The following is a 23,049-nucleotide window of genomic DNA, read 5'->3' on the forward strand; positions in this document are numbered from 1 at the left end:
TTCGGACTCATGATCCCAGCGGGACCACGATCCGCACACGGTAATTCTTCTGTTCGAGTCCGGCGCTGAACTGGGCCTGCACGTCGTGCAGCAGGCGCAGCCGGTCGCGCACGTTGGCCAATGCGATGCCGTGGCCGCGCGGCAGCGGCTGCTCGGCCCAGCGCAAGGGCGGCAGGCTGTTGATCACCTCGATCACCGCCAGCGCGCCGCGCCGCTCGGTGCGGATGCGCAGCTGCGCGCCCTCGGGACTGGGCTCCACCCCGTGCTTGACCGCATTCTCGACCAGCGGCTGCAGCAGCAGCGCCGGCAGCCGGGCCGCGCTGGCCGCCGGGTCCAGGTCCCAGCGGATCGCCAGCCGCTCGCCGAAGCGCACCTGCTCGATCGCCAGGTAGCGCTCGGCCAGCGCGATCTCGTCGGCCAGCGTGACCGCCTGCTCCGGATCGGCCAGCGCCCGCCGGAACAGCTCGGCCAGGTCCTCGAGCATGGCCTCGGCCTTGGCCGGCTCCTCGCGCACCAGCGCGATCGCGGTGTTGAGCGTGTTGAACAGGAAATGGGGCCGGATGCGCGCCTGCAGCTCCTCCAGCCGCGCGGTGGTGGCGGCCGGCGTGCGGCCGCGGGCGCGCAGCACCAGCCCGGCCATGATCAGGCCGGCGAACATGGCGCCGGCCGCCGCGCTGGCGATCCAGGGCGCCGCGGCCACCACGCCGGTGAGCCAGAGCAGCGCACAGCCGTAGAGCGCGGCCACCGCACCGAGCGCGGCACCGGCCGCGTACTGGGCCGGCCGCGCCAGCCGCGCCAGCAGCTTCTTGAGCGCGCAGGCCAGCACCAGCCACAGCAGCGTGGCCGGCAACGCGCCGCCGGTGACGGTGGCCGACAGCACCAGCCAGTCGGCCGGCGAGCGCGCCAGGAACAGCGTCGCCACCCCCACCACCGCCTCCACCAGCAGCACGGCACGCAGCACCACGCCGATCTGGCAGGCGTCGAACAGGCCGCCAGAAACCACGCGCGCCGCCGCCCGCGCCGGCTTTCGCGCGGGTGTGGAAGGGGGGGCCGATAAAATCGCCGGATTGCGCATCACAGACACATCGGGTTATCAACCCATTATTGCCTTCCCTAGGCCCTCCATGACCCAAAACCAACTCGACAAGAAATCCGAAGCCTGGTCGGCGCTGTTCTCCGAACCCATGAGCGACCTGGTGAAGCGATACACCGCCAGCGTGTTCTTCGACAAGCGGCTGTGGCAGGCGGATATCGAGGGTTCGCTGGCGCATGCCGGCATGCTCGCCGCCCAGAAGATCATCGGCGCGCAGGACCTGGCCTCGATCCAGGGTGGGATGGCGCAGATCCGCACCGAGATCGAATCCGGCGCCTTCGACTGGAAGCTCGACCTCGAGGACGTGCACCTCAACATCGAGGCCCGCCTGACCCAGCTGGTGGGCGATGCGGGCAAGCGCCTGCACACCGGCCGCAGCCGCAACGACCAGGTCGCGACCGACGTGCGGCTCTGGCTGCGCGGCGAGATCGACCTGATCGGCGAACTGCTGGTCGCGCTGCAGAAGGCGCTGGTCGACCTGGCAGAGAAGAACGTGGAAGTGATCCTGCCGGGCTTCACCCACCTGCAGGTGGCCCAGCCAGTGAGCTTCGGCCACCACATGCTGGCCTATGTGGAAATGTTCAGCCGCGACGCCGAGCGCCTGCTCGACGTGCGCAAGCGCGTGAACCGCCTGCCGCTGGGCGCGGCCGCGCTGGCCGGCACCAGCTACCCGCTGGACCGCGAGGCCGTGGCCCGCGCGCTGGGCATGGACGGCGTCTGCCAGAACAGCCTGGACGCGGTGAGCGACCGCGACTTCGCGATCGAGTTCACCGCCGCCGCTTCGCTGGCGATGGTCCACATCAGCCGCCTGAGCGAAGAGCTGGTGCTGTGGATGAGCCAGAGCTTCGGCTTCATCGACATCGCCGACCGCTTCTGCACCGGCTCGTCGATCATGCCGCAGAAGAAGAACCCCGACGTGCCCGAGCTGGCGCGCGGCAAGACCGGCCGCGTGGTCGGCCACCTGATGGGCCTGATCACACTCATGAAGGGCCAGCCGCTGGCCTACAACAAGGACAACCAGGAAGACAAGGAGCCGCTGTTCGACACCGTCGACACGCTCAAGGACACGCTGCGCATCTTCGCGGAGATGGTCGGCGGCATCACGGTCAAGCCCGAGGCGATGGAGAAGGCCGCGCTGCGCGGCTACGCCACCGCCACCGACCTGGCCGACTACCTGGTCAAGAAGGGCCTGCCCTTCCGCGACGCCCACGAAACCGTGGCCCATGCGGTGAAGGCCGCGATCTCGCACCAGGTCGACCTGTCGGAGCTGCCGCTGGCGGTGCTGCAGCAGTTCAACCCCGGCATCGAGAAGGACGTCTACGACGTGCTGAGCCTGCGCGGCTCGCTCAACGCCCGCAACATCCTCGGCGGCACCGCGCCGGCCCAGGTGCGCGCGCAGGTGGCGCGCCACCGCGCCCGACTGGGATAAGCGCCCCATGAGCGCCGTCCGCCCCCCCGAGGACACCGGCAAGTCCGAGATCCTGGACGCGCTCGCCTCGCGCCCCTCCTTCAACGGCCCGAGCTTCTCGCTGCGCAACCGGCTGCTGCGCGCGCTCTTCATCGTGGTCTGGGCCGCCACCGCCACCTGGACGCCGCGCCAGCTTGCGCCCTGGCGCAGGTTCCTGCTGCGCGCCTTCGGCGCCTCGATGGCCCCGCGCAGCGACGTGCGCGGCAGCGCCAGGGTCTGGTACCCGCCCAACCTCGTGATGCACGAGGGCGCGGTGATCGGTCCGCGGGTCAACTGCTACAACCTGGGCCCGATCACGATCGGGCGCCGGGCGCTGATCTCGCAGGACGCCCACCTGTGCAGCGGCACGCACGATTTCGACGACCCGCACTTCCAGCTGCAGGCGCGCGCCATCGTCATCGGCGCCCAGGCCTGGGTCTGCGCCGAGGCCTTCGTCGGGCCCGGCACCCAGGTCGGCGAGGGCGCGGTGGTCGGCGCCCGCTGCGTGACCTTCGGCGAACTCGCCCCCTGGACCGTCTACGCCGGCAACCCGGGCCGGCCGGTGCGCGAACGCAAGCGCTTCGAACCGCTGCCCTGAACCGGCGCCGGGCTGAATCCGGCGGGCCCCGCAAGCCGTACCCTTGGTATGGCCACTGCTGCCCCACAATGTCTGCATGACAGATCCCAGCCCCGACACCGAACTGATGGCGTTGATCGACCGCGTCGGCCAGCGCGACGAAGCCGCGCTGCGCCAGCTCTACGACCGGACCTCGCCCCGCCTGTTCGGGCTGGCGCTGCGCGTGGTGCGCCAGCGCGAATGGGCCGAGGACGTGCTGCAGGAAGCCTTCATGACCATCTGGCGCGTGGCCGGCGACTACCGCGGCACGCTGAGCCCGCCGCTGGCCTGGCTGGGGCTGATCGTGCGCAGCCGCGCGCTCGACCTGCTGCGCCGCCGCACCGCCGACCGCGCCCAGCTCACGCAGGAATTCGACGAGCTCATGGCCGAGACGCTGGAGTCCGGCGCGCCCAACCCCATGGACATGGCCGATGCCGGCGAGCAGGCCTGGGCGCTGCACCAGTGCCTGCAGCAGCTCGAGGGCAAGCAGCGCGAGGTGGTGAGCCTGGCCTACCTGCGCGACCTGAGCCATGGCGAGCTGGCCGAACAGCTCAAGCTGCCGCTGGGCACGGTCAAGACCTGGATTCGCCGAGGGCTGGAGAAGCTGCGCGTCTGCATGGGCCGCTTCGCGTGAAGGACGCATCATGAACATTTCCACCCCCGCCGAACGGCTCGAACTGCTGGCCGCGAGCTATGCACTGGGCACGCTGCGCGGCGGCGCGCGCCGCCGCTTCGAGACCCTGGCCCGCGAACAGGCGCCGGTGCGCGCCGCGGCGCTGATCTGGCAGGGCCGGCTGGCCAGCCTGACCGAACTCGAGGCCAGCACCGTGCCCGACGCCGCGGTCTGGACCCGCGTGCGCAACCAGATCGAGGTCGAGAAGGAAGAACAGGCGCTGGCGCGCCAGCGTGCCGCGGCCGCGCCCGCCGACGCGCCGCCGCCGCGCGGCTGGCTGCGCAGCCTGGCGCTGTGGCGTGGTGCCACCGCCGCGGGCGCGCTGGCCACCGTGCTGGCCGTGGTGGTCGGCGTGAACCTGCGCGACGAGCTGCGCAACGCCCCCAACGTGCGCTACGTGGCCGTGCTGTCCGACGACAAGGCGGCCGCCTCGATGCTCGTGACCTTCGACCCCACCAAGCGCCAGCTGACGCTGCAGCGGGTCGGCGAGTACAGCGAGGGCGAGGACAAGTCGCTCGAGCTCTGGGCCCTGCCCCCGGGCGGCGCGCCGCGCTCGCTGGGCGTGCTCGACCGGGCGCCGGCGCTGCGGCTGGCGGTGGCGGAATCCGAGGTGCGCGAGGTGCCGGCGCTCGCGATCTCGCTCGAGCGCAAGGGTGGCGTGCCGCGCGGCCAGGGGCCGGCCGGCCCGATCGTGTTCAAGGGCGCGCTGATCGAAAAGATGCTCTGACGGGGAACCATCGCCGCGATTTTTAGTTCGCACGCCCTTGGTCTGCCAACCGCCGGCCCCCGCCGTGCGTTGTGTGGACTCCATGCCGCCGATGAAATCCTCCGCCTTCGTCCTGTGCCTGGCGCTCGCTCTGGGCGCCGCGGGCGCCGCCCGGGCCCAGCTGCCCGCCGCGCCGCAGGCGCTGCCGTCCGCCTCGCCCGACTACCTGGCCGCGATGAACCGCTGGCGCGGTTCGCTCAGCGCCTTCGCGAGCGCCGACAAGGAAAAGCTGCCCGCCACCGACGGCGTGCTCTTCGTGGGCAGCTCCACCATCCGCATGTGGACCCACCTGGCGCAGGACTTCCGCCAGTCGCCGGTGGTCATCAACCGCGGTTTCGGCGGCTCGACCATGGCCGACTGCAGCCTGTTCACCCACGAGCTGGTGGTGCGCTACCGGCCGCGCCACGTGCTGGTCTACGCGGGCGACAACGACCTGGCCGAAGGCCGCACGCCGCTGCAGGTGCTCGAGAGCTTCGCCCAGTTCGCCAACACCGTGCGCGAGACGCTGCCCGAGGCCCGCATCAGCTACATCTCGATCAAGCCCAGCCCCTCGCGCGAGGCGCTGATGGCCAAGATCCGCAGCACCAACGACATCATCGCGGCCTACGTGCGCACCATGGCCAATGCCGAGTACATCGACATCTTCACGCCGATGCTGGGCGCCGACGGACGCCCGCGCGCCGAGCTCTTCCTCGGCGACCGGCTGCACATGAACGAGACCGGCTACCGGCTCTGGCAATCGGTGATCTCGGCCCACGTGACCGCGCCCGAGACCCTGGCGGCCAGCCCCGCCCCGCGGCCGGTACAGTCCGGCCCGGGCGTGCCCAGCGGCGTCTTCGTCCCGACGCCCTGACGGGCATCGGCGCGGCCCGAGCAAGCAGCCGCCCATGACGACGCAGGCCCGAGCGCCCTCCCCGCCCAGGCCCAGTTCACATTCGTTGAACGTTCCGGTATTTCTTGACACATTTGCGGGGCACGCAGGGCTCCAGCGGCGCAATGCGCCTCAAAATGTAAGAAATTGGTGCTAAAGTTTAAATTCCTTTTCAGGCCGTGCACTGGCCTTTGCAAGGGCGAAAACCCGCACTGCACACCTTGAAAGCCATGGAACATTCCCGCTGCATCGTCGTCATCCTCACCTTCAACTCCGCCGCGATCGTCCGCGAGACGGTGGGCGAGGCGCTGAAGGTCAGCCCCCATGTCTACGCGGTGGATTCCTTCTCCAGCGACGGCACGCCGCAGATCCTCGAGGAACTGGGCTGCACGGTGGTCCAGCGCGCCTTCTCCAACTACAGCGACCAGCGCAACTGGGCCATCGCCCAGGTCGAGCCGCACTGCGACTGGCAGCTGCACCTGGACGCCGACGAGGTGCTCGACGCCCAGGCGGTGCGCGAGATCGGCGCCCTGCTGGCCGGCACGCCGGCGCATGACGCCTACCTGCTGCGCCGGCGCGACTACTTCATGGGCAAGATGCTGCGCTTCAGCGGCGTCAACCCCTGGCATCTGCGGCTGTTCCGCTCGGGCCGCGGCCGCTGCGAAGCGCGGCTGTACGACCAGCATTTCATCAGCCCGTCCACGCCCGCGCGGCTTGCGGGCTTCATGCACGACAAGAACTCCGCCAGGCTGACCGACTGGATCGCCAGCCACAACCGCTGGAGCGACGCCGAGGCCAAGGAGAAGCTGGCCCCCCAGGGCGCCGCCGACGGCGTGCTGCAGCCGCGCCTCCTGGGCGACCCGCGGGAGCGCACGCGCTTCATCAAGGAGCTCTACTACAAGCTGCCGAGCGGCCTGCGGGTGTCGAGCTACTTCCTCTACCGCTACGTCTTCCGCCTGGGCTTCCTGGACGGCGTGACGGGCTTCTACTTCGCCTTCTTCCAGGCCCTGTGGTTCCGCATGCTGGTCGACGCGAAGATGTACGAGCAGCGCGCCCAGCAGCGCGCCCCCTGATCCTTTTTATCTGTTCTTACGGAGTGATGCCGCCCATGCGCCAATACAACGCCTCCAAGCGAATTCTCGTCACCGGCGGTGCCGGTTTCCTGGGCAGCCACCTGTGCGACCGGCTGCTCGAACAGGGCCACGACGTGCTCTGCGTCGACAACTTCTTCACCGGCACCAAGCGCAACGTCGAGCACCTGCTCGACCATCCGCGCTTCGAGCTGATGCGCCACGACGTGACCTTCCCGCTGTACGTGGAAGTCGACGAGATCTTCAACCTGGCCTGCCCGGCCTCGCCGGTCCACTACCAGCACGACCCGGTCCAGACCACCAAGACCAGCGTGCACGGCGCGATCAACATGCTGGGCCTGGCCAAGCGGGTGCGCGCCAAGATCCTGCAGGCCTCGACCAGCGAGGTCTACGGCGACCCCGAGGTGCATCCGCAGGTCGAAGGCTACTGGGGCCGCGTGAACCCGATCGGCATTCGCAGCTGCTACGACGAAGGCAAGCGCTGCGCCGAGACGCTGTTCTTCGACTACCACCGCCAGCACCAGTTGCGCATCAAGGTCGTGCGCATCTTCAACACCTACGGCCCGCGCATGCATGCCAACGACGGCCGCGTGGTGTCGAACTTCATCGTCCAGGCGCTCAAGGGCGAGGACATCACGATCTACGGCAACGGCCAGCAGACGCGCAGCTTCTGCTATGTCGACGACCTGCTCGAAGCCATGCTGCGCATGATGGGCACCGGCGACCACTTCCCGGGCCCGGTCAACATCGGCAACCCCAACGAATTCTCGATGCTGGAGCTGGCCAACAAGGTGATCGAGCTCACCGGCTCGAAGAGCAAGCTGGTGCGCCTGCCGCTGCCCTCGGACGACCCCAAGCAGCGCCAGCCCGACATCTCGGTGGCGCAGAAGGAACTCGGCGGCTGGACGCCCACCACGCAGCTCGACGAAGGCCTGGGCAAGACCATCGCCTATTTCGACCAGTTGCTCTCCGCGCCCGCCGCGGCCTGAAGGACCCGAACAAATGAAAATCTCGATCATCGGCACCGGCTACGTCGGCCTCGTCACCGGCGCCTGCCTGGCGGACATCGGCAACAACGTCTTCTGCCTGGACGTGGACCCGCGCAAGATCGCCATCCTGAAGGAAGGCGGCATCCCGATCTACGAACCCGGGCTGGCCGACGTGGTCCAGTCCAACGTGGAGGCCGGCCGGCTGGAGTTCTCGACCGACATCGAGGCCTCGGTGGCGCACGGCGAAGTGCAGTTCATCGCGGTCGGCACGCCGCCCGACGAGGACGGCAGCGCCGACCTGCAGTACGTGCTGGCCGCGGCCCGCAACATCGGCCGCTACATGGAGAGCTTCAAGGTGGTGGTCGACAAGTCGACCGTGCCGGTGGGCACCGCCGACAAGGTGAGCGCGGTGATCCGAGAGGAGCTCGAAAAGCGCGGCCGCACCGACCTCGGCTTCTCGGTGGTGAGCAACCCCGAGTTCCTCAAGGAAGGCGCGGCGGTCGACGACTTCATGCGCCCCGACCGCATCGTGATCGGCGTGGCCGACGACGACAACGGCCGCGAGGCCCTGGCCGCGATGCGCAAGCTCTATGCGCCCTTCAACCGCAACCACGAGCGCACCCGCGTGATGGACGTGCGTTCGGCCGAGTTCGCCAAGTACGCGGCCAACGCCATGCTGGCCACGCGCATCAGCTTCATGAACGAGCTGGCCAACCTGGCCGACCGCGTGGGCGCCGACATCGAGTCGGTGCGCCAGGGCATCGGCTCCGACCCGCGCATCGGCTACAGCTTCCTCTACGCCGGCACCGGCTACGGCGGCAGCTGCTTCCCCAAGGACATCCAGGCGCTGACCCGCATCGCGCGCGACAACGGCCAGACGCTGCGCGTGCTGGAGTCGGTCGAGGCGGTGAACGACGAGCAGAAGACGGTGCTGACCGACAAGGTCTTCGCGCGCTTCGGCGCCGACCTGAGCGGCCGCAGCTTCGCGCTGTGGGGCCTGGCCTTCAAGCCCAACACCGACGACATGCGCGAAGCGCCGAGCCGGGTGGTGATCGGTGCGCTGCTGCGCGCCGGTGCGCGCATCGTGGCGCACGACCCGATCGCCGTGACCGAGACCCGCCGCGTGCTCGCGCTCGACTTCGCCGACGCGCCCGTGCTGCTCGACCAGATCAGCTACGCCAAGGACCCGATGACGGCGCTCGAGGGTGCCGACGCGCTGATCATCGTGACCGAGTGGAAGGCCTACCACAGCCCCAACATCGAGCGGCTCAAGTCGACCATGAAGTCGCCGATCGTGTTCGACGGCCGCAACCTCTACGAGCCGGCGGTCATGAAGGCCGGCGGCGTGACCTACCACGGCATCGGCCGCAACAGCGTCTGAGGACCGGGCCGCGGCTCAGTCCGCGGCGCGCAGCCGCAGCCGCGCCGCCTTGCGCACATCGAGCCACAGCGTGACCCGCGCCACCGCGTAGAGCCCGGCGAACACCACGCCCAGCAGCAGCGCATCACCCCAGGCCGGCCGCACCAGCTGGTTGCTGCCGTAGAAGGCCAGCACCAGCAGCACCGCCACCAGGTGGGCGCAGAACACCGGCAGCGAGGCCGAGCCCATCGCCTCCAGCGCATGGAGCCGCGGCAGCCTGCGCGCCAGCGCGGGCCCGAAGCCGATCGCCAGCACGCCCAGCGCCACCAGGTTCAGGATGCGCAGCGGGCCGAGCTGCCACTTGTCGAACAGCAGGTTGAGCTGCTCGTCGGCTCCGAAGGGCGCCTGGCCGTTGAGGCCGTGATGGCGCCAGTACAGCCCGTACAGCGCCACGGCGGTGGCCGCCAGCAGCAGCCACGGCGGCAGGCGCATCGGCCGCGCGCCCGGCGCGCTGCGGCTGGCGCCCAGCCACAGGCCCATGAACCACAGGAACTGCCAGGCATAGGCATTGAAGGCGCCCATCTCGTGGAAGGGCACCGACAGGCCGGTCCAGCGCACCACCCCCACGTAGATCCATTCGCTCAGGCCGAACTGCGCCAGCGCCCAGACGGTGGTGCTGGCCAGCACCACGCCCAGCCAGCCGTGGCGCATCGCGAGGGCCAGCACCCAGGGGCTGAGCAGCATGAAGAAGATGTACATCGGCAGGATGTCCAGCAGCGGCGGCTCGTAGACCAGCAGCAGGCCGAACAGGAAGCCCTCGCGCGGCTGCTCCAGGTAGAAGGACATCAGGTCCTTCACGGCCGGCTGGTCGATGCGCAGGCCGACGGCCGCGATGATGGTGAACAGGAACAGCAGCGTGGCCGCCTGCGCCAGGTAGATGCGCAGCGCGCGGCGCCAGAAGGCGCGGCGCATCGCGTCGACCCCCTCGCGGTAGCCGGCGCGGCTGTAGACCAGGCCGGCCATGAAGGCCGACAGCAGCACGAAGCCCTCGGCCGCCGACACGAAGCCGAAGGGCTGGCCCAGCGGATCGGTCAGGCGCGAAGGCAGGTGCGTGAGCGTCATCAGCACCAGCATCAGCCCACGCAGCGCATCCACCTCCCAGTAGCGTGGCGAGGCCGGGCGCACCGACGGCGCGCCCTGGGCGTGGATCGGCACCATGCGCTCGGACTCAGACGGTCGCGCGGATCGCGTCGACGATGGCTTCGCCGTAGCGCTGCCATGAATACTCGGCCGCATGCCGCGCCGCGCGGGCCTTCATCGCCACCAGCTCGGGCCGGTGCTGGTTGAGCCAGGCCAGCCTGTCTGCGATGGCCTCGGGCGAACGGATCGGCACCAGGAAACCCGTTTCACCCTCGACCACCAGGTCGGCGCCGCCGGTGTTGGGCGTGATCACCACCGGCAGGCCCTGGCTCATGGCTTCCTGCATCACCAGCGCGCGGCCCTCGACGATCGAGGGCAGGCAGAACACGTCACAGCTGCGCATCAGCGCCAGCACCTCGGCATGCGGGCGGCCCTTCTCGTGGATGAAGCCCGGGCATTCGCGCTGGTAGAAGTCGAGCTCGGCCAGCGGCGCGCCCATCACCCGCAATTCGATGTTCTCGCCGCCCAGCAGGCGCATCGCCTGCATCAGGTCGGCCAGGCCCTTGCGCTGGCCCATCGAGCCCGCGAACAGCACGCGCATCGGCCGCGCCGGGTCGAGCGCGGCCTCGGACCAGCCGCCGGTCCAGACCGGGGGCGAACCGAAGGGCGACATCACGCAGGCCTTCTGCGCCGCCGAGGCCGGCAGCGAATCGCGCACGAAGTGGCTGGCCACCACGACCAGGTCGGCCAGCGCCAGCTCCTCGGTCTTGCGGTCGAGCTTGGCCTGCGAGTCGAGCAGGCCGCCGCCCAGGGTGGGCGCCCAGGCGGGCAGGCGCTCGCCCTCCTCCTGCATCAGGCGCCGGCCCAGTTCCCAGTAGGCGATGGGCAGGTCGTAGATGCGTTTCAGGCCCAGCGTGCGGGCCGAGCGGAAGGTAGCGAGCGCGCCGTCCTCGTAGGCGTACACGCCCTTCAGGCCTTCGCGCGACTGCAGCCGGGGCAAGGTGCCCGCGACGAAACGGTCGAAGTCACGGATCACCGCGTCGACCGAGGCGAAGCCCTCTTCGTGCCGCAGCGGACCGCGCCAGCCCAGCGCACCGCAGGCCACGCGCGCGATCTCGCGTCCCGGGTGCTGCAGCAGCTTGTCGCGCGGCACGTCGAAGCGCCGGCGCATCCATTCGTTGCGCAGGCGCCCGGGCATCAGCTTCAGGGCGAGGCTCTGGTCGTCGGCGGCGACGGTGGTGGCGAAGCGGCCCAGCATTCCGGCCGCCTGCAAGGCGTCGAGCATGGCGCGCACATTCTGGTTGCCCGCGGGATGGCTCAACAGCAGTGTCATGGCGGCCGATCATAGTGGAGCGATTGTTTCCAGAGGGGGCGAAACCGGGTGTTTGGCACGATCCGGTGAGGCCTTTTGCCTTCTAGGCGCCCCTTCGAGTTGCGCTACGCTGCAAACCCGAAGGAGAACGTCCCTTGAAGACAAGAACAACCGCTTCCGTCATCACCGCCGCGCTGCTCGCGCTGGCCGCATTCGAGGCCAGTGCCCTGCAGACCCTGAGCGTCACACCGCAGGGCGAGGTCGCCCGCGTGCGCCAGGTGGTGGCCAAGTTCGATGCCGCCGCCGTCAACTTCGGCGACCCCAAGGCCGCCGCGCCTTTCACCGTGAGCTGCAACGACGCGCAGGCCGCCAAGGGCACCGGGCGCTGGACCGGCGAGAAGCAGTGGGTCTACGACTTCGAGAACGACCTGCCGCCCGGCGTGCGCTGCACCGTGAGCCGCGTGCCCAACTTCAAGCCGGCCGCGGGCGGCGACTGGAGCGGCCCGGAGCGCCACAGCTTCAACACCGGCGGCCCCTTCGTGCGCAACATCCAGCCCAGCTACGGGAAGATCGACGAGCAGCAGTCCTTCGTGCTCGAGTTCAACGGCCCGGCCACGCTGGCCAGCGTGCGCGACAACGTCTGGTGCGCGGCCGACGACATCGGCGAGCGCATCCCGGTGCGGCTGCTCGAGGGCAGCGACCGCGAGGCGCTGCTCAAGGCCGCCGGCCGCGACCGCGCCGCCCAGAAGGAGCCGCTGCGCTTCGCCACGCTGCAGTGCAACCGCACCCTGAGCGCGGGCAGCCGCGTCCAGCTGGTCTACGGCCAGGGCGTGGCCACGCCCTCGGGCATCGTCAACACCACCGAGAAGCGCTTCAGCTACGAGGTGCGCGACCCCTTCGCGGTGTCCTTCACCTGCGAGCGCGAGAACGCGCAGGCCGCCTGCCTGCCGCTGCGGCCGATGGAGCTGCGCTTCAACGCGCCGGTCACGCGCAAGCTGGCCAGCCAGATCCGCCTGAGCGGTGGCGGCCAGACGCTCAAGCCCAAGTTCAACGACGAGGAGAACGCCGCCAGCGACGACGCGGTGATCGAGTCGGTGCGCTTCGTGCCGCCCTTCCCCGAAGAGACGCCCTTCAAGGTCGAGCTGCCTTCGAAGTTCGAGGACGCCTCGGGCCGCGCGCTGGGCGAGCCCGGCACCTTCCCCTTGGCCGTCGCCACCGGCGCGATGCCGCCGCTGGCCAAGTTCGCGGCCTCGCCCTTCGGCGTGCTCGAACGCCTGGCCGAGCCTGGCGGCGTCGCGATGATGCCGGTCACGGTGCGGCGCGTGGAACCCGAACTGCAGGTGCAGGCGCTCACGCCCGGCAAGGTCAGCGACCTGAACCCGAAGACCGACGCCGAGATCATCGCCTGGTATCGCAAGGTGCGGCGCTACGACGAGCGCTCGTCCATCGACCGCGCCACCGCGGGCCGCGACAGCCGCGGCCCCCTGCCGCCGGTGATCGACCGCGACAACCGCAGCAGCGTGCAGACCCGCATGGTGTCGCTGCTGGGCGGCCTGCCCGGCGTGAAGACGCTGGACATGCCCAAGGCCGGCGACGCGGGCCCCGCCGGGCGCCCCTTCGAGGTCATCGGCATCCCGCTGACGCCGGGCTTCCACGTGCTGGAGATCGCGTCGAAGAAGCTGGGCGATGCCTTGCTCGACGAGCGCTACGGCGACGGCCGCACGATGTACGTGCGCACCACCGCGCTGGCCACCAACCTCGCGGTGCACTTCAAGCTGGGGCGCGAGAACGCCGTGGCCTGGGTCACGACGCTCGACAAGGGCCAGGTGGTGCCCAACGCCGCGGTGCGGGTCTCGGACTGCCGCGGCCGCGAGGTGGCCAAGGGCAGCACCGACGCCAGCGGCGTCGTGACGCTGGCCGGCATCTCGTCCAGCCCGCCCAGCTGCTCGGGCGAGAACGACTACGGCAACGACGCCTACTTCGTGAGCGCCCGCGCCACGCTCACCGATGCCGGCGACAAGAACGCCAAGCCGGTGGAAGACCTGGCCTTCACCTGGAGCGACTGGCAGCGCGGCATCGAGCCCTGGCGCTTCAACGTACCGACCAGCCTCGAACCCGAGCCCGACCGCATCGCGCACACGGTGTTCGACCGCACGCTGTTCCGTGCCGGCGAGACGGTGTCGATGAAGCACCTGATCCGCGCCCAGACCGCCAAGGGCTTCGGCCTGCCCGACGCACTGCCCGACACGCTGGTCGTCACGCACAGCGGCAGCGGCCAGAAGTTCACCCAGCCCGTGGCCTGGCGCAAGACCGCCACCGGCGGCCTGAGCGCGGTCAACACCTTCGCCATTCCGCCGGCCGCCAAGCTGGGCGTCTACCAGGTCGAACTGCGCAGCGCCAAGGGCAAGGGCGGCGACGACGACGACTACCAGCGCAGCTTCGGCAGCGGCCAGTTCCGGGTCGAGGAGTTCCGCCTGCCGGTGCTCGAGGGCCGCGTGACGCCCAGCGACAAGAAGCCGCTGGTGGCCGTCACCTCGCTGCCCACCGACGTGCAGATCAACTACGTGGCGGGTGGCGGCGCGGCCAACCTGCCGGTGCGCGTGTCGGCCATGGTGCGCGGCAAGAGCCTGTCCTTCGCCGACTACGACAGCTTCAACTTCTCGCCGCCGCGCCAGCAGGGCGACAGCGCGGCCGCCGATGCAGACGAGGACGCCTCGGCCTCGGCCGACACCCGCGTGATCGCCGACAAGCTGCCGGTCACGCTGGACCGCAACGGCGCCGGCAAGCTCACGATCGACAAGGTGCCGCTGGCCAAGGCCACGCCGCGCGAGCTGCTGATCGAAGCCACCTACTCCGACCCGAACGGCGAGGTGCAGACCATCCGCAGCACGCAGACGCTGTGGCCGGCCGAGGTGATCGCCGGCCTCAAGACCGAAGGCTGGGTCTCGACCGACAAGAAGCTCAAGTTCCAGGCGCTGGCGCTGGACCTCGCCGGCAAGGCGCAGGCCGGCGTGAAGGTGCAGGTGAACGCCGTCGCGCGCATCACCACCACCAGCCGCAAGCGCATGGTCGGGGGCTTCTACACCTACGACAACAAGACCGAGCTCAAGGACCTGGGCACGGTGTGCACCGGCACCAGCGACCTGCGCGGCCTGGTGCTGTGCGAGGCCGCGCTCAAGGAGGCCGGCGAGGTCGAGCTGGTGGTGACCGCCAGCGACAAGGAAGGCCGCGAGAGCAAGGCCGCGGGCTCGGTCTACGTGACCCGCCAGGGCGAGCTGTGGTTCGGCGGCGAGGACAACGACCGCATCGACGTGCTGCCCGAGAAGAAGAACTACCAGCCCGGCGAGGTCGCCAAGTTCCAGGTGCGCAGCCCCTTCCGCTTCGCGACCGCGCTGGTCGCGGTGGAACGCGAAGGCGTGATCGAGACGCACGTGGTGCAGCTCAACGGCCAGGACCCGACCGTGAGCCTGCAGGTCAAGCCCGAATGGGGCCCCAACGCCTACGTCAGCGTGCTCGCGCTGCGCGGCCGGCTGCGCGAGGTGCCCTGGTACAGCTTCTTCACCTGGGGCTTCAAGGCGCCGCGCGAGTGGTGGACCGCTTTCTGGTACGAGGGCAAGGAATACGTCGCGCCGACCGCGCTGGTCGACCTGAGCAAGCCGGCCTACCGCTTCGGCCTGGCCGAGATCCGCGTCGGCACGCAGGCCCACCGCATCGACGTCAAGGTCACGAGCGACAAGCCCAGCTACCCGGTGCGCGGCCAGGCCCAGGTCACCATCTCGGCCAAGCTGCCCGACGGCAAGCCGGCCGCGGGCGCCGAGGTCGCGCTGGCCGCGGTCGACCAGGCGCTGCTCGAGCTGATGCCCAACGACAGCTGGAACCTGCTCGAGGCCATGCTGCAGCGACGCAGCTGGGGCGTCTCGACCTCGACCGCGCAGATGGAGATCGTCGGGCGCCGGCACTACGGCAAGAAGGCCGTGCCTGCGGGCGGCGGCGGCGGCAAGGGCCAGACGCGCGAACTGCTCGACACCCTGCTGCTGTGGAACCCCTCGGTGGTGCTCGACGCCAACGGCCAGGCGGTGGTGACGGTGCCGCTCAACGATGCGCTGACCACCTTCAAGATCGTCGCCGTGGCCGACATGGGCACCGGCCTGTTCGGCACCGGGCAGGCGAGCATCCAGGCCACGCAGGACCTGCAGATCATCAGCGGCCTGCCGCCGCTGGTGCGCGAGGACGACCAGTTCCGCGCGCAGCTCACCTTGCGCAACACCACGCAGAAGGCGATGAAGGTCGAGGCCACGCCGCGCGCGACCCTGCTCACGCTCGAGCCGCAGACGGTCGAGATCCCGGCCGGCGAAGCGCGCGAGCTGGCCTGGAACGTGACGGCGCCGGCCCAGCTCGCGCAGACGCGGGCCGAGGCCATCCTGTGGGAAATCGAGGCCAGGGACACGCTGGGCGGCGCGCGCGATGCGCTCAAGGTGCGCCAGCGCATCGTGCCGGCCGTGCCGCTCACGGTGCAGCAGGCCACGCTGGTGCAGGTCGACGGCAGCTTCACGCTCGACGTGGCGCCGCCGGCCGACGCGCTGCCCAACCGCGGCGGCCTGAAGATGTCGCTGCAGCCCAAGCTGGCCGAAGGCATGCCGGGCGTGCGCGACTGGTTCGCCAACTACCCCTTCAGCTGCCTCGAGCAGAAGACCAGCAAGGCCATCGGCCTGCGCGACGGCAAGCTGTGGCAGGGCGTGGTGGCGCAGCTGCCCAGCTACCTCGACAGCGACGGCCTGGCGAGCTACTTCCCGCCGCGCGACGGCGAATCGAACCGCGGCAGCGACATCCTCACCTCCTACCTGCTGGCCGCCACGCATGAGGCCTCGTCCATCGACCCGGCCTTCGCGCTGTCGGACGCGGCGCGCGCGCCGATGGAAAGCGGCCTGATCGCCTTCGTCGAAGGCCGGATCCAGCGCGAGTTCTGGAGCCCGCGCAAGGACCTGGACGTGCGCAAGCTGGCCGCGCTGGAAGCCCTGTCGCGCTACGGCAAGGCACGCGGCGCCATGACCGCGAGCATCACCATCGCGCCCAACCAGTGGCCCACCAGCGCGGTGATCGACTGGATGCAGATCCTGAAGCGCGTGCCCGACGTGCCGCAGCGCCAGCAGCGGCTGGACGAGGCCGGCAACGTGCTCAAGGCGCGGCTGTCCTACCAGGGCACCAAGCTGATCTTCAGCACCGAGCAGGACGACTACTGGTGGTGGCTCATGACCAACGGCGACGTCAACACCGCGCGGCTGCTCCTGGCGGTGATGGACGACCCGGCCTGGAAGGACGACATCGGCCGGCTGGCCAACGGCTTCATCGGCCGCCAGCAGAACGGCGCCTGGCACACCACCACGGCCAACCTCTGGGGCGGGCTGGCGCTCGACCGCTTCTCGAAGGTGTTCGAGAGCACGCCGGTGACCGGCACCACCACCGCCGTGCTGCGCCCGCCGGCCGTCGGCAACGCCGATTCGGCGGCCCGCACCGACAGCGTGGACTGGAGCCGCGTCGAGCGCGTGAAGGCCAGCGACGCCACCGGCGCGCCCAACCAGGCCACCTGGTTCGGCGCCCCCGCGTCGCCCGGCAACCTGCGCAACAACACCATGTTCCTGCCCTGGAAGCAGCCGACCCAGGAGACGTTGACGGTCACCCAGAGCGGCACCGGCAAGCCCTGGCTCACGCTGCAGTCGGTGGCCGCGGTGCAGCTCAAGGCGCCGTTCGCGGCCGGCTATGCGATCAAGAAGACCATCACGCCGGTCGAGCAGGCCAAGGCCGGCCAGTACACGCGCGGCGACATCCTGCGCGTCACGCTCGAGGTCAACGCCAGCGCCGACATGACCTGGGTCGCCATCACCGACCCGGTGCCCGGCGGCGCGACCATCCTGGGCAGCGGCCTGGGCCGCGACTCGCAGATCGCCACGCAGGGCGAGAAGCGCAGCGGCGCCGGCTGGCCGGCCTTCGAGGAGCGCAGCTTCGAGTCCTTCCGCAGCTACTACGAGTACCTGCCCAAGGGCGTGGTGAAGATGGAGTACACGGTGCGGCTCAACAACGTGGGCGACTTCGCGCTGCCGCCCAGCCGCGTCGAGGCGCTCTATGCGCCCGAGATGTTCGGCGAGGCGCCTAACGCGCGCGTGAAGGTGGAGCCGGCCGCGAAATGAGCGCGGCGCGCGCCCGGCTTCGGCCAGGCGTGCCGCCGGCGCTCAGCGCTGGACGTTGACGACGGTCGCCTGCATCAGCGCGACCACCTTGTAGGCCTCGCCCGCGCCGGCGAAGGCTCGCACCTCGCCCGAGCAGACGGTCATCAGCCGGCCCGCGTTGACCACGCGGCCGATGGCGAGGAAGCGCTCGCCCAGCGCGGGGCGCATCAGGTTGATCTTGAACTCGGCCGTGACCACCTCGAAGCCGGCCGGCGCCTTCGTCAGCGCCGCGTAGCCGCAGGCGCTGTCGACGATGCTGGTGGTGGCGCCCGCGTGCAGGTAGCCGTGCTGCTGCGACAGCGCCTTGGAGAAGGGCAGCGCAATGTGGACCTCGCCGTCGGCCACATGCACCAGCCTGGCGCCGATGGTGGCCATCAGGCCCTGAGCGTCGAAGCTGGCGGCAATGCGTGGGAAGAGATCGCTCATGGGGAACCGTGAAAAGTTGAGAAGGGATACGCCGCTACGACAGCCAGCGCAGGCGGGCCCAGAAGCGGTCGCCCCAGCGGACCGCGCAGGCGCCGCACGCGACGATGGCCAGCAGCACGACCGCGCCCATGGCGAGGCCGCTCAGCGGCCACAGCCGCACGCACAGGCCCAGTCCCACCACCAGGCCCAGCAGGGCGCCGCAGCCGAAGCGCACCTTGCGCTCGAACGCGTCCACCTGTCGCCCCTGCGGCGCGGGGCGGTGGCTTGTTGCGGTGTGTCTGTCCATCCTCGTTTCGGGTCGCCAGCGATCCGGTCGAGGATGCCACAGTGTCTGCGTCAGTCGGTGGCGTCGCGCCGCGTGCTCCGGCTGAGCACGATGTCCAGCGCCAGCAGCACGATGGCGATGGCCAGCAGCGCCAGGCTCACGGGGATCAGACCGAACAGCGGTTCGTACAGAAAGCCGTGGGGATCGACCTCGCTGGTGCCGAACAGCAGCTGCACCGCGAAGCAGGCGAGGGACAGGCCCAGCGTCAGCAGCCAGAGCCAGCGCCGCAGCGGGGCGCGGCTTTTCCGTGCGGAGGGGGAAATGGCGTGGGTGGGCCCCGCGTCCTTGTCGGTCATGTGTATCTCCCGGGATGTGTGACATCCGCTTGGAGCCCGTCGGCCGGCAATGGTTCAGCGCGCCACGCCCCTCCACCGAAAGGCGGCACACTGCGGGTCCGACTGCCGCCCAACCTTCCCCACCGAGTTCTCGCCATGACCCTCGAACTGTCCCGTGAAGCACGCCAGCAGGCCATCAGCTCCATCGAGCGCTACTTCGTCGAACACATGGACGGCCAGAAGATCGGCAACATCACAGCCGGCGCGCTGCTGGGCTTCTTCCTCGAGGAGATCGGCCCCGTGCTCTACAACCGGGGCGTGGCCGATGCGCAGGAACGCCTGCAGGCGCGGGTGGCCGAACTCGACATCGAGGTGCACGAGGAAGAATTCGACTACTGGCGCAAGTACGACAAGCAGACCAAGGGACGGCGCTGAGCCGCCCCGGCGTCATCGCGGCCTCAGTCGCGGCGCGGGTCGTTCGGGCGCCGGTCGTAGCGGTTGGGCACGCCGTCGCCATCGCGATCGCGGTCGTAGCGGTTGGGTGTGCCGTCGCGGTCGCGATCGCGCATGCCCGGGCCCGGCGGCGGCGGACGGTTGTCGTACGGGGCGACCACGCAGCCGGCCAGGGTGGCGGATGCGGCGAGCAAGACGAGCAGTGTCTTCATGGGGTCTTCCTTTCGTTGGGCAGGGGCCGCAGGACACGGCGTGAGGCCACTGTGGCCTTCCCCGGTGTCCGGGCCATCGGCGCGACGCGCGCAGTTCGCGTAGGCCGGCACCCCGTCCGTCGCGCGGCAGAATGGCGGCGTCCCCGGGCCTCGCCCCTTTTCATGAAACTCACCTCGCCCGCCCTTCTCCTCACCACGGCGCTGCTGCTCGTGGCGTCGGCCCCCGCCCTTGCGCTCGACAGCTTCGACCAGGTGCGGCGCGCCCAACAGCCCTCCGACACCGCCGTGCTCGACCGCGACGGCGTGCTGCTGCAGCGCGTACGCACCGACGCCACGGTGCGCCGCGGCCAGTGGATCGCGCTGGCCGACGTGTCGCCCGCGCTGCGCACGGCGATGGTGCTCAGCGAGGACCGCCGCTTCTACGAACACAGTGGCGTCGACTGGCGCGCGGTCTCGGCCGCGGCCTGGGGCAACCTCTGGAACACCCGCACCCGCGGCGCCTCGACCATCACGATGCAGCTGGCCGGCCTGCTCGACGACGAACTGCGGCGCGCCGGCGGCGGCCGCAGCCTGACGCAGAAGCTGGGCCAGACGGTCGCGGCCGGCCAGCTCGAACGCCAGTGGCGCAAGGACCAGATCCTCGAGGCCTACCTCAACAGCGTGCCCTTCCGCGGCGAGCTCGTGGGCATCGACGCGCTCTCGCGCACGCTGTTCGGCAAGGCGCCGCACGGCCTCGATGCGCGCGAGGCGGCGGTGGCGGCCTCGCTGGTGCGCGCGCCCAACGCCGGGCCCGCGCGCGTCGCGCAGCGCGCCTGCGAGGTGATGAAGGCGATGGAGGCGAGCGAGGCCGATCGGCGCCGCGTCGACTGCTCGGCGCTCGACATGTTCACCAGCGCGGCCCTGCAGCGCCGCGCCTTCGACCCCAGCGAAGGCATCGCGCCGCACCTGGCGCGCCGCGCGCTGCAGGAGCGACGCGCGTCCACGGCGAAGGCCGGCGACACCGAACTGCGCACCACGCTGCGCGCACCGCTGCAGCGCTTCGCGCAGGCCACGCTGCAGCGCCACCTGCGCGAACTGCACGGCCGCAACGTCGAGGACGCGGCGCTGGTGGTGCTCGACAACGCCAGCGGCGAGGTGCTGGCCTGGGTCGGTTCCTCGGGCCAACTGAGCCGCGCGGCCGAGGTCGACGGCGTGCTCGCGCAGCGCCAGCCCGGCTCCACGCTCAAGCCGCTGCTCTATGCGCAGGCCGTCGCCGAGCGGCGGCTGACTGCGGCCTCGCTGCTCGACGACTCGTCGGCGCAGATCAACACCGCGAGCGGCCTCTACATCCCGCAGAACTACGACCGGCGCTTCAAGGGCCTGGTCTCGGCGCGCACCGCGCTGGCCGCCTCGCTCAACGTGCCGGCGGTGCGCACGCTGGTGATGGTCTCGCCCGAGGCCTTCGCGCGCCAGCTGCGCGGCGCGGGCATCGCGCTGCGCGAGAGCGGCGGCTACTACGGCTACAGCCTGGCGCTGGGCAGCGCCGAGGTCTCGCTGCTGGCGCTGACCAACAGCTACCGCACCCTGGCCAACGGCGGGCGCTACGGCGAGACCCGCATCCTGCCCGCCGCGCAACCCGCGGCCGCGACCCAGGCCCTCGATGCGCGCGCCGCCTTCATCGTGGGCGACATCCTGTCCGATGCCAATGCACGCACCCGCACCTTCGGCGTCGACAGCGTGCTGGGCACGCGCTTCTGGACGGCGGTGAAGACCGGCACCAGCAAGGACATGCGCGACAACTGGGCCGTGGGCTGGTCGCAGCGCTACACGGTGGGCGTGTGGGTCGGCAACGCCAGCGGCGCGCCGATGTGGGATGTGAGCGGCACCAGCGGCGCGGCGCCCGTCTGGGCCGAGGTGATGGGCTTCCTGCATGCGCGCGAACCCAGCCGCGCCCCGACGCCGCCTGCGGGCCTGGTGCAGCTGCCGGTGCGTTTCGGCGATGCGATCGAAGCACCGCGCGAGGAGTGGTTCCTCGCCGGCACCGAGCAGCCGCTGTTCGCGCGCGACACCCCGGCCGCCGACCCCGAGGCCGGCGCGCGCATCACCGCACCGGCCGACGGCTCGATCATCGCGCTCGATCCCGACATCCCGCCCACGCGCCAGCGCGTGCGCTTCGAGGCCCAGGGCAGCGGCCTGCAGTGGCGCATCGACGGCAAGCCCTTCGCGCGCGGCAACCGCGCGCTGTGGCTGCCCTGGCCCGGGCGGCATGTGATCGAGCTGACCGATGCACGCGGCCGCGTGCTCGACCAGGTCCGGCTCGAGGTGCGGGGCGCCGGGGTGGTCGCCCGACGCTAGCCCGGCCGCGATCCCCCTGCGCGCGGGTCGGACGCGATGCCCGCTGACAGCACGCCCGAGCGGGTCGCCGCACAATCGGAGGCGCCCAAATCTCATACAACAAGGCGAATCCATGTCTGTCACCGCTCCCCCCGCCGCGGGCGCCTCGGCCCCGCCGCGCGCCTACACCTCCGAGGAAAAACGCCACCGCATCTTCGCGATCATGGCCGCCTCCTCCGGCAACCTGGTCGAATGGTTCGACTTCTACGTCTACGCCTTCTCCGCGCTGTATTTCGCGCCGGCGTTCTTCCCCAAGTCCGACCCCACCGCACAGCTGCTCAACACCGCGGGCGTGTTCGCGGCCGGCTTCCTGATGCGCCCGATCGGCGGCTGGCTGTTCGGCCGCATCGCCGACCGGGTGGGCCGCAAGACCTCGATGCTGATCTCGGTCACGATGATGTGCGGTGGCTCGCTGGTCATCGCCTGCCTGCCGACCTATGCGCAGATCGGCGCCTGGGCGCCCTTCCTGCTCCTGGTGTGCCGGCTGTTCCAGGGCCTGTCGGTGGGCGGCGAATACGGCACCACCGCCACCTACATGAGCGAGATCGCGCTGCGCGGCCAGCGCGGCTTCTTCTCCTCCTTCCAGTACGTCACGCTGATCGGCGGCCAGCTGCTCGCGGTGCTGGTGATCGTGGTGCTCGAGCAGTTCCTCGACGAGGCCGAACTCAAGGCCTGGGGCTGGCGCATTCCCTTCGTGATCGGCGCCATCGCGGCCGTGGTCGCGCTGCTGCTGCGCCGCACATTGCACGAGACACAGACCGCCGAGGCCAAGGCCAACAAGGAAGCCGGCAGCATGGCCGGGCTGTTCAAGCACCACAAGGCGGCCTTCTTCACGGTGCTGGGCTACACGGCCGGCGGCTCGCTGATCTTCTACACCTTCACCACCTACATGCAGAAGTACCTGGTGAACACGGTGCACCTGCCGATCAAGACCACCAGCTACGTGATGACCTGCGCGCTGTTCGTCTACATGTGCATGCAGCCGCTGTTCGGCATGCTGTCGGACCGCATCGGCCGGCGCAACAACATGCTGCTGTTCGGCGGCCTGGGCGCGCTCGCCACGGTGCCGATCCTGACCGCGCTGCAGCATGTGACGAGCCCGATCGTGGCCTTCGTGCTGATCATCGTGGCGCTGGCCATCGTGAGCTTCTACACCTCGATCAGCGGCATCGTGAAGGCCGAGATGTTCCCGCCCGAAGTGCGCGCGCTGGGCGTGGGCCTGGCCTATGCGGTGGCCAACGCGATCTTCGGCGGCTCGGCCGAGTACGTGGCGTTGGGCCTCAAGAGCCTGGGCCACGAATCGGCCTTCTACTGGTACGTGACGGCGATGATGGTGATCGCCTTCCTGGTGAGCCTGCGGCTGCCCCGGCAGGCGAACTACCTGCACCACGACCACTGAGCGA

The 23,049-nt window shown here is 70.4% G+C and carries 19 protein-coding genes; 12 read left to right on the forward strand and 7 right to left on the reverse strand.

Going from position 1 to position 23,049, the window contains the following annotated elements:
• Positions 1 to 7 precede the first annotated feature (7 nt).
• On the reverse strand, positions 8 to 1,075 hold the full coding sequence (locus A9977_RS08835) for a sensor histidine kinase (RefSeq protein ID WP_183024522.1): 1,068 nt from the start codon (positions 1,073 to 1,075) through the stop codon (positions 8 to 10).
• A gap of 49 nt (positions 1,076 to 1,124) precedes the next feature.
• Here A9977_RS08835 and argH point away from each other — a divergent pair, with 49 nt between their 5' ends.
• The 8 genes from argH to A9977_RS08875 all read left to right on the forward strand — a co-directional run bounded on the left by argH (position 1,125) and on the right by A9977_RS08875 (position 8,927).
• Positions 1,125 to 2,522, forward strand: a complete 1,398-nt coding sequence (gene argH, locus A9977_RS08840; RefSeq protein ID WP_183024523.1) for an argininosuccinate lyase — start codon at positions 1,125 to 1,127, stop codon at positions 2,520 to 2,522.
• A 7-nt stretch (positions 2,523 to 2,529) separates the two neighbouring features.
• A complete protein-coding gene (locus A9977_RS08845) occupies positions 2,530 to 3,138 on the forward strand; it encodes a putative colanic acid biosynthesis acetyltransferase (protein ID WP_183024524.1) in 609 nt (202 codons plus the stop codon).
• 76 nt (positions 3,139 to 3,214) lie between these two features.
• Positions 3,215 to 3,790: an RNA polymerase sigma factor gene (locus A9977_RS08850; RefSeq protein ID WP_183024525.1), complete on the forward strand. Its 576-nt coding sequence runs from the start codon at positions 3,215 to 3,217 to the stop codon at positions 3,788 to 3,790.
• A gap of 10 nt (positions 3,791 to 3,800) precedes the next feature.
• Entirely contained in the window at positions 3,801 to 4,556 is a 756-nt protein-coding gene (locus tag A9977_RS08855; protein WP_183024526.1) for an anti-sigma factor domain-containing protein, read from the forward strand.
• 91 nt (positions 4,557 to 4,647) lie between these two features.
• The gene (locus A9977_RS08860; RefSeq protein ID WP_183024527.1) at positions 4,648 to 5,448 is read left to right on the forward strand and encodes an SGNH/GDSL hydrolase family protein; all 801 of its coding nucleotides are present in this window, start codon (positions 4,648 to 4,650) and stop codon (positions 5,446 to 5,448) included.
• Positions 5,449 to 5,696: 248 nt separating this feature from the next.
• A complete protein-coding gene (locus A9977_RS08865; protein ID WP_183024528.1) occupies positions 5,697 to 6,539 on the forward strand; it encodes a glycosyltransferase family 2 protein in 843 nt (280 codons plus the stop codon).
• Between the two features lie 35 nt (positions 6,540 to 6,574).
• Complete coding sequence (locus A9977_RS08870) at positions 6,575 to 7,546, forward strand: UDP-glucuronic acid decarboxylase family protein (protein WP_183024529.1); 972 nt, start codon at positions 6,575 to 6,577, stop codon at positions 7,544 to 7,546.
• A gap of 13 nt (positions 7,547 to 7,559) precedes the next feature.
• Positions 7,560 to 8,927: a UDP-glucose/GDP-mannose dehydrogenase family protein gene (locus A9977_RS08875; RefSeq protein WP_183024530.1), complete on the forward strand. Its 1,368-nt coding sequence runs from the start codon at positions 7,560 to 7,562 to the stop codon at positions 8,925 to 8,927.
• Between the two features lie 15 nt (positions 8,928 to 8,942).
• Here A9977_RS08875 and opgC read toward each other — a convergent pair whose 3' ends face one another.
• Both opgC and A9977_RS08885 read right to left on the reverse strand, forming a co-directional pair.
• Positions 8,943 to 10,124, reverse strand: coding sequence for an OpgC domain-containing protein (gene opgC / locus A9977_RS08880; protein WP_183024531.1), 1,182 nt, complete (start codon positions 10,122 to 10,124; stop codon positions 8,943 to 8,945).
• A gap of 10 nt (positions 10,125 to 10,134) precedes the next feature.
• Positions 10,135 to 11,379 carry a glycosyltransferase family 4 protein gene (locus A9977_RS08885; protein WP_183024532.1) on the reverse strand — a complete coding sequence of 415 codons (1,245 nt, stop codon included), beginning with the start codon at positions 11,377 to 11,379 and terminating at the stop codon, positions 10,135 to 10,137.
• A gap of 134 nt (positions 11,380 to 11,513) precedes the next feature.
• On the opposite strand from A9977_RS08885, the gene A9977_RS08890 reads away from it, so the two are divergent.
• Positions 11,514 to 17,543 (forward strand): MG2 domain-containing protein, encoded by a 6,030-nt coding sequence (locus tag A9977_RS08890; RefSeq protein ID WP_220811625.1) that lies wholly within the window; start codon positions 11,514 to 11,516, stop codon positions 17,541 to 17,543.
• 42 nt (positions 17,544 to 17,585) lie between these two features.
• Here A9977_RS08890 and A9977_RS08895 read toward each other — a convergent pair whose 3' ends face one another.
• The 3 genes from A9977_RS08895 to A9977_RS08905 are packed head-to-tail and all read right to left on the reverse strand — an operon-like array spanning position 17,586 to position 18,629.
• A complete protein-coding gene (locus A9977_RS08895) occupies positions 17,586 to 18,008 on the reverse strand; it encodes a PaaI family thioesterase (RefSeq protein ID WP_183024533.1) in 423 nt (140 codons plus the stop codon).
• Between the two features lie 34 nt (positions 18,009 to 18,042).
• Complete coding sequence (locus tag A9977_RS08900; RefSeq protein ID WP_183024534.1) at positions 18,043 to 18,294, reverse strand: hypothetical protein; 252 nt, start codon at positions 18,292 to 18,294, stop codon at positions 18,043 to 18,045.
• 50 nt (positions 18,295 to 18,344) lie between these two features.
• Entirely contained in the window at positions 18,345 to 18,629 is a 285-nt protein-coding gene (locus tag A9977_RS08905) for a DUF3955 domain-containing protein (RefSeq protein ID WP_183024535.1), read from the reverse strand.
• A 135-nt stretch (positions 18,630 to 18,764) separates the two neighbouring features.
• Here A9977_RS08905 and A9977_RS08910 point away from each other — a divergent pair, with 135 nt between their 5' ends.
• Entirely contained in the window at positions 18,765 to 19,043 is a 279-nt protein-coding gene (locus A9977_RS08910) for a DUF2164 domain-containing protein (protein WP_183024536.1), read from the forward strand.
• A 23-nt stretch (positions 19,044 to 19,066) separates the two neighbouring features.
• Here A9977_RS08910 and A9977_RS08915 read toward each other — a convergent pair whose 3' ends face one another.
• Entirely contained in the window at positions 19,067 to 19,273 is a 207-nt protein-coding gene (locus A9977_RS08915; RefSeq protein ID WP_183024537.1) for a hypothetical protein, read from the reverse strand.
• A 162-nt stretch (positions 19,274 to 19,435) separates the two neighbouring features.
• Here A9977_RS08915 and pbpC point away from each other — a divergent pair, with 162 nt between their 5' ends.
• The gene (gene pbpC / locus A9977_RS08920; RefSeq protein ID WP_183024538.1) at positions 19,436 to 21,607 is read left to right on the forward strand and encodes a penicillin-binding protein 1C; all 2,172 of its coding nucleotides are present in this window, start codon (positions 19,436 to 19,438) and stop codon (positions 21,605 to 21,607) included.
• A 112-nt stretch (positions 21,608 to 21,719) separates the two neighbouring features.
• Positions 21,720 to 23,045: an MFS family transporter gene (locus A9977_RS08925; RefSeq protein WP_183024539.1), complete on the forward strand. Its 1,326-nt coding sequence runs from the start codon at positions 21,720 to 21,722 to the stop codon at positions 23,043 to 23,045.
• Positions 23,046 to 23,049: the final 4 nt, after the last annotated feature.

Source organism: Variovorax sp. UMC13, assembly GCF_014170375.1.
Taxonomy (GTDB): Bacteria; Pseudomonadota; Gammaproteobacteria; order Burkholderiales; family Burkholderiaceae_C; genus Variovorax.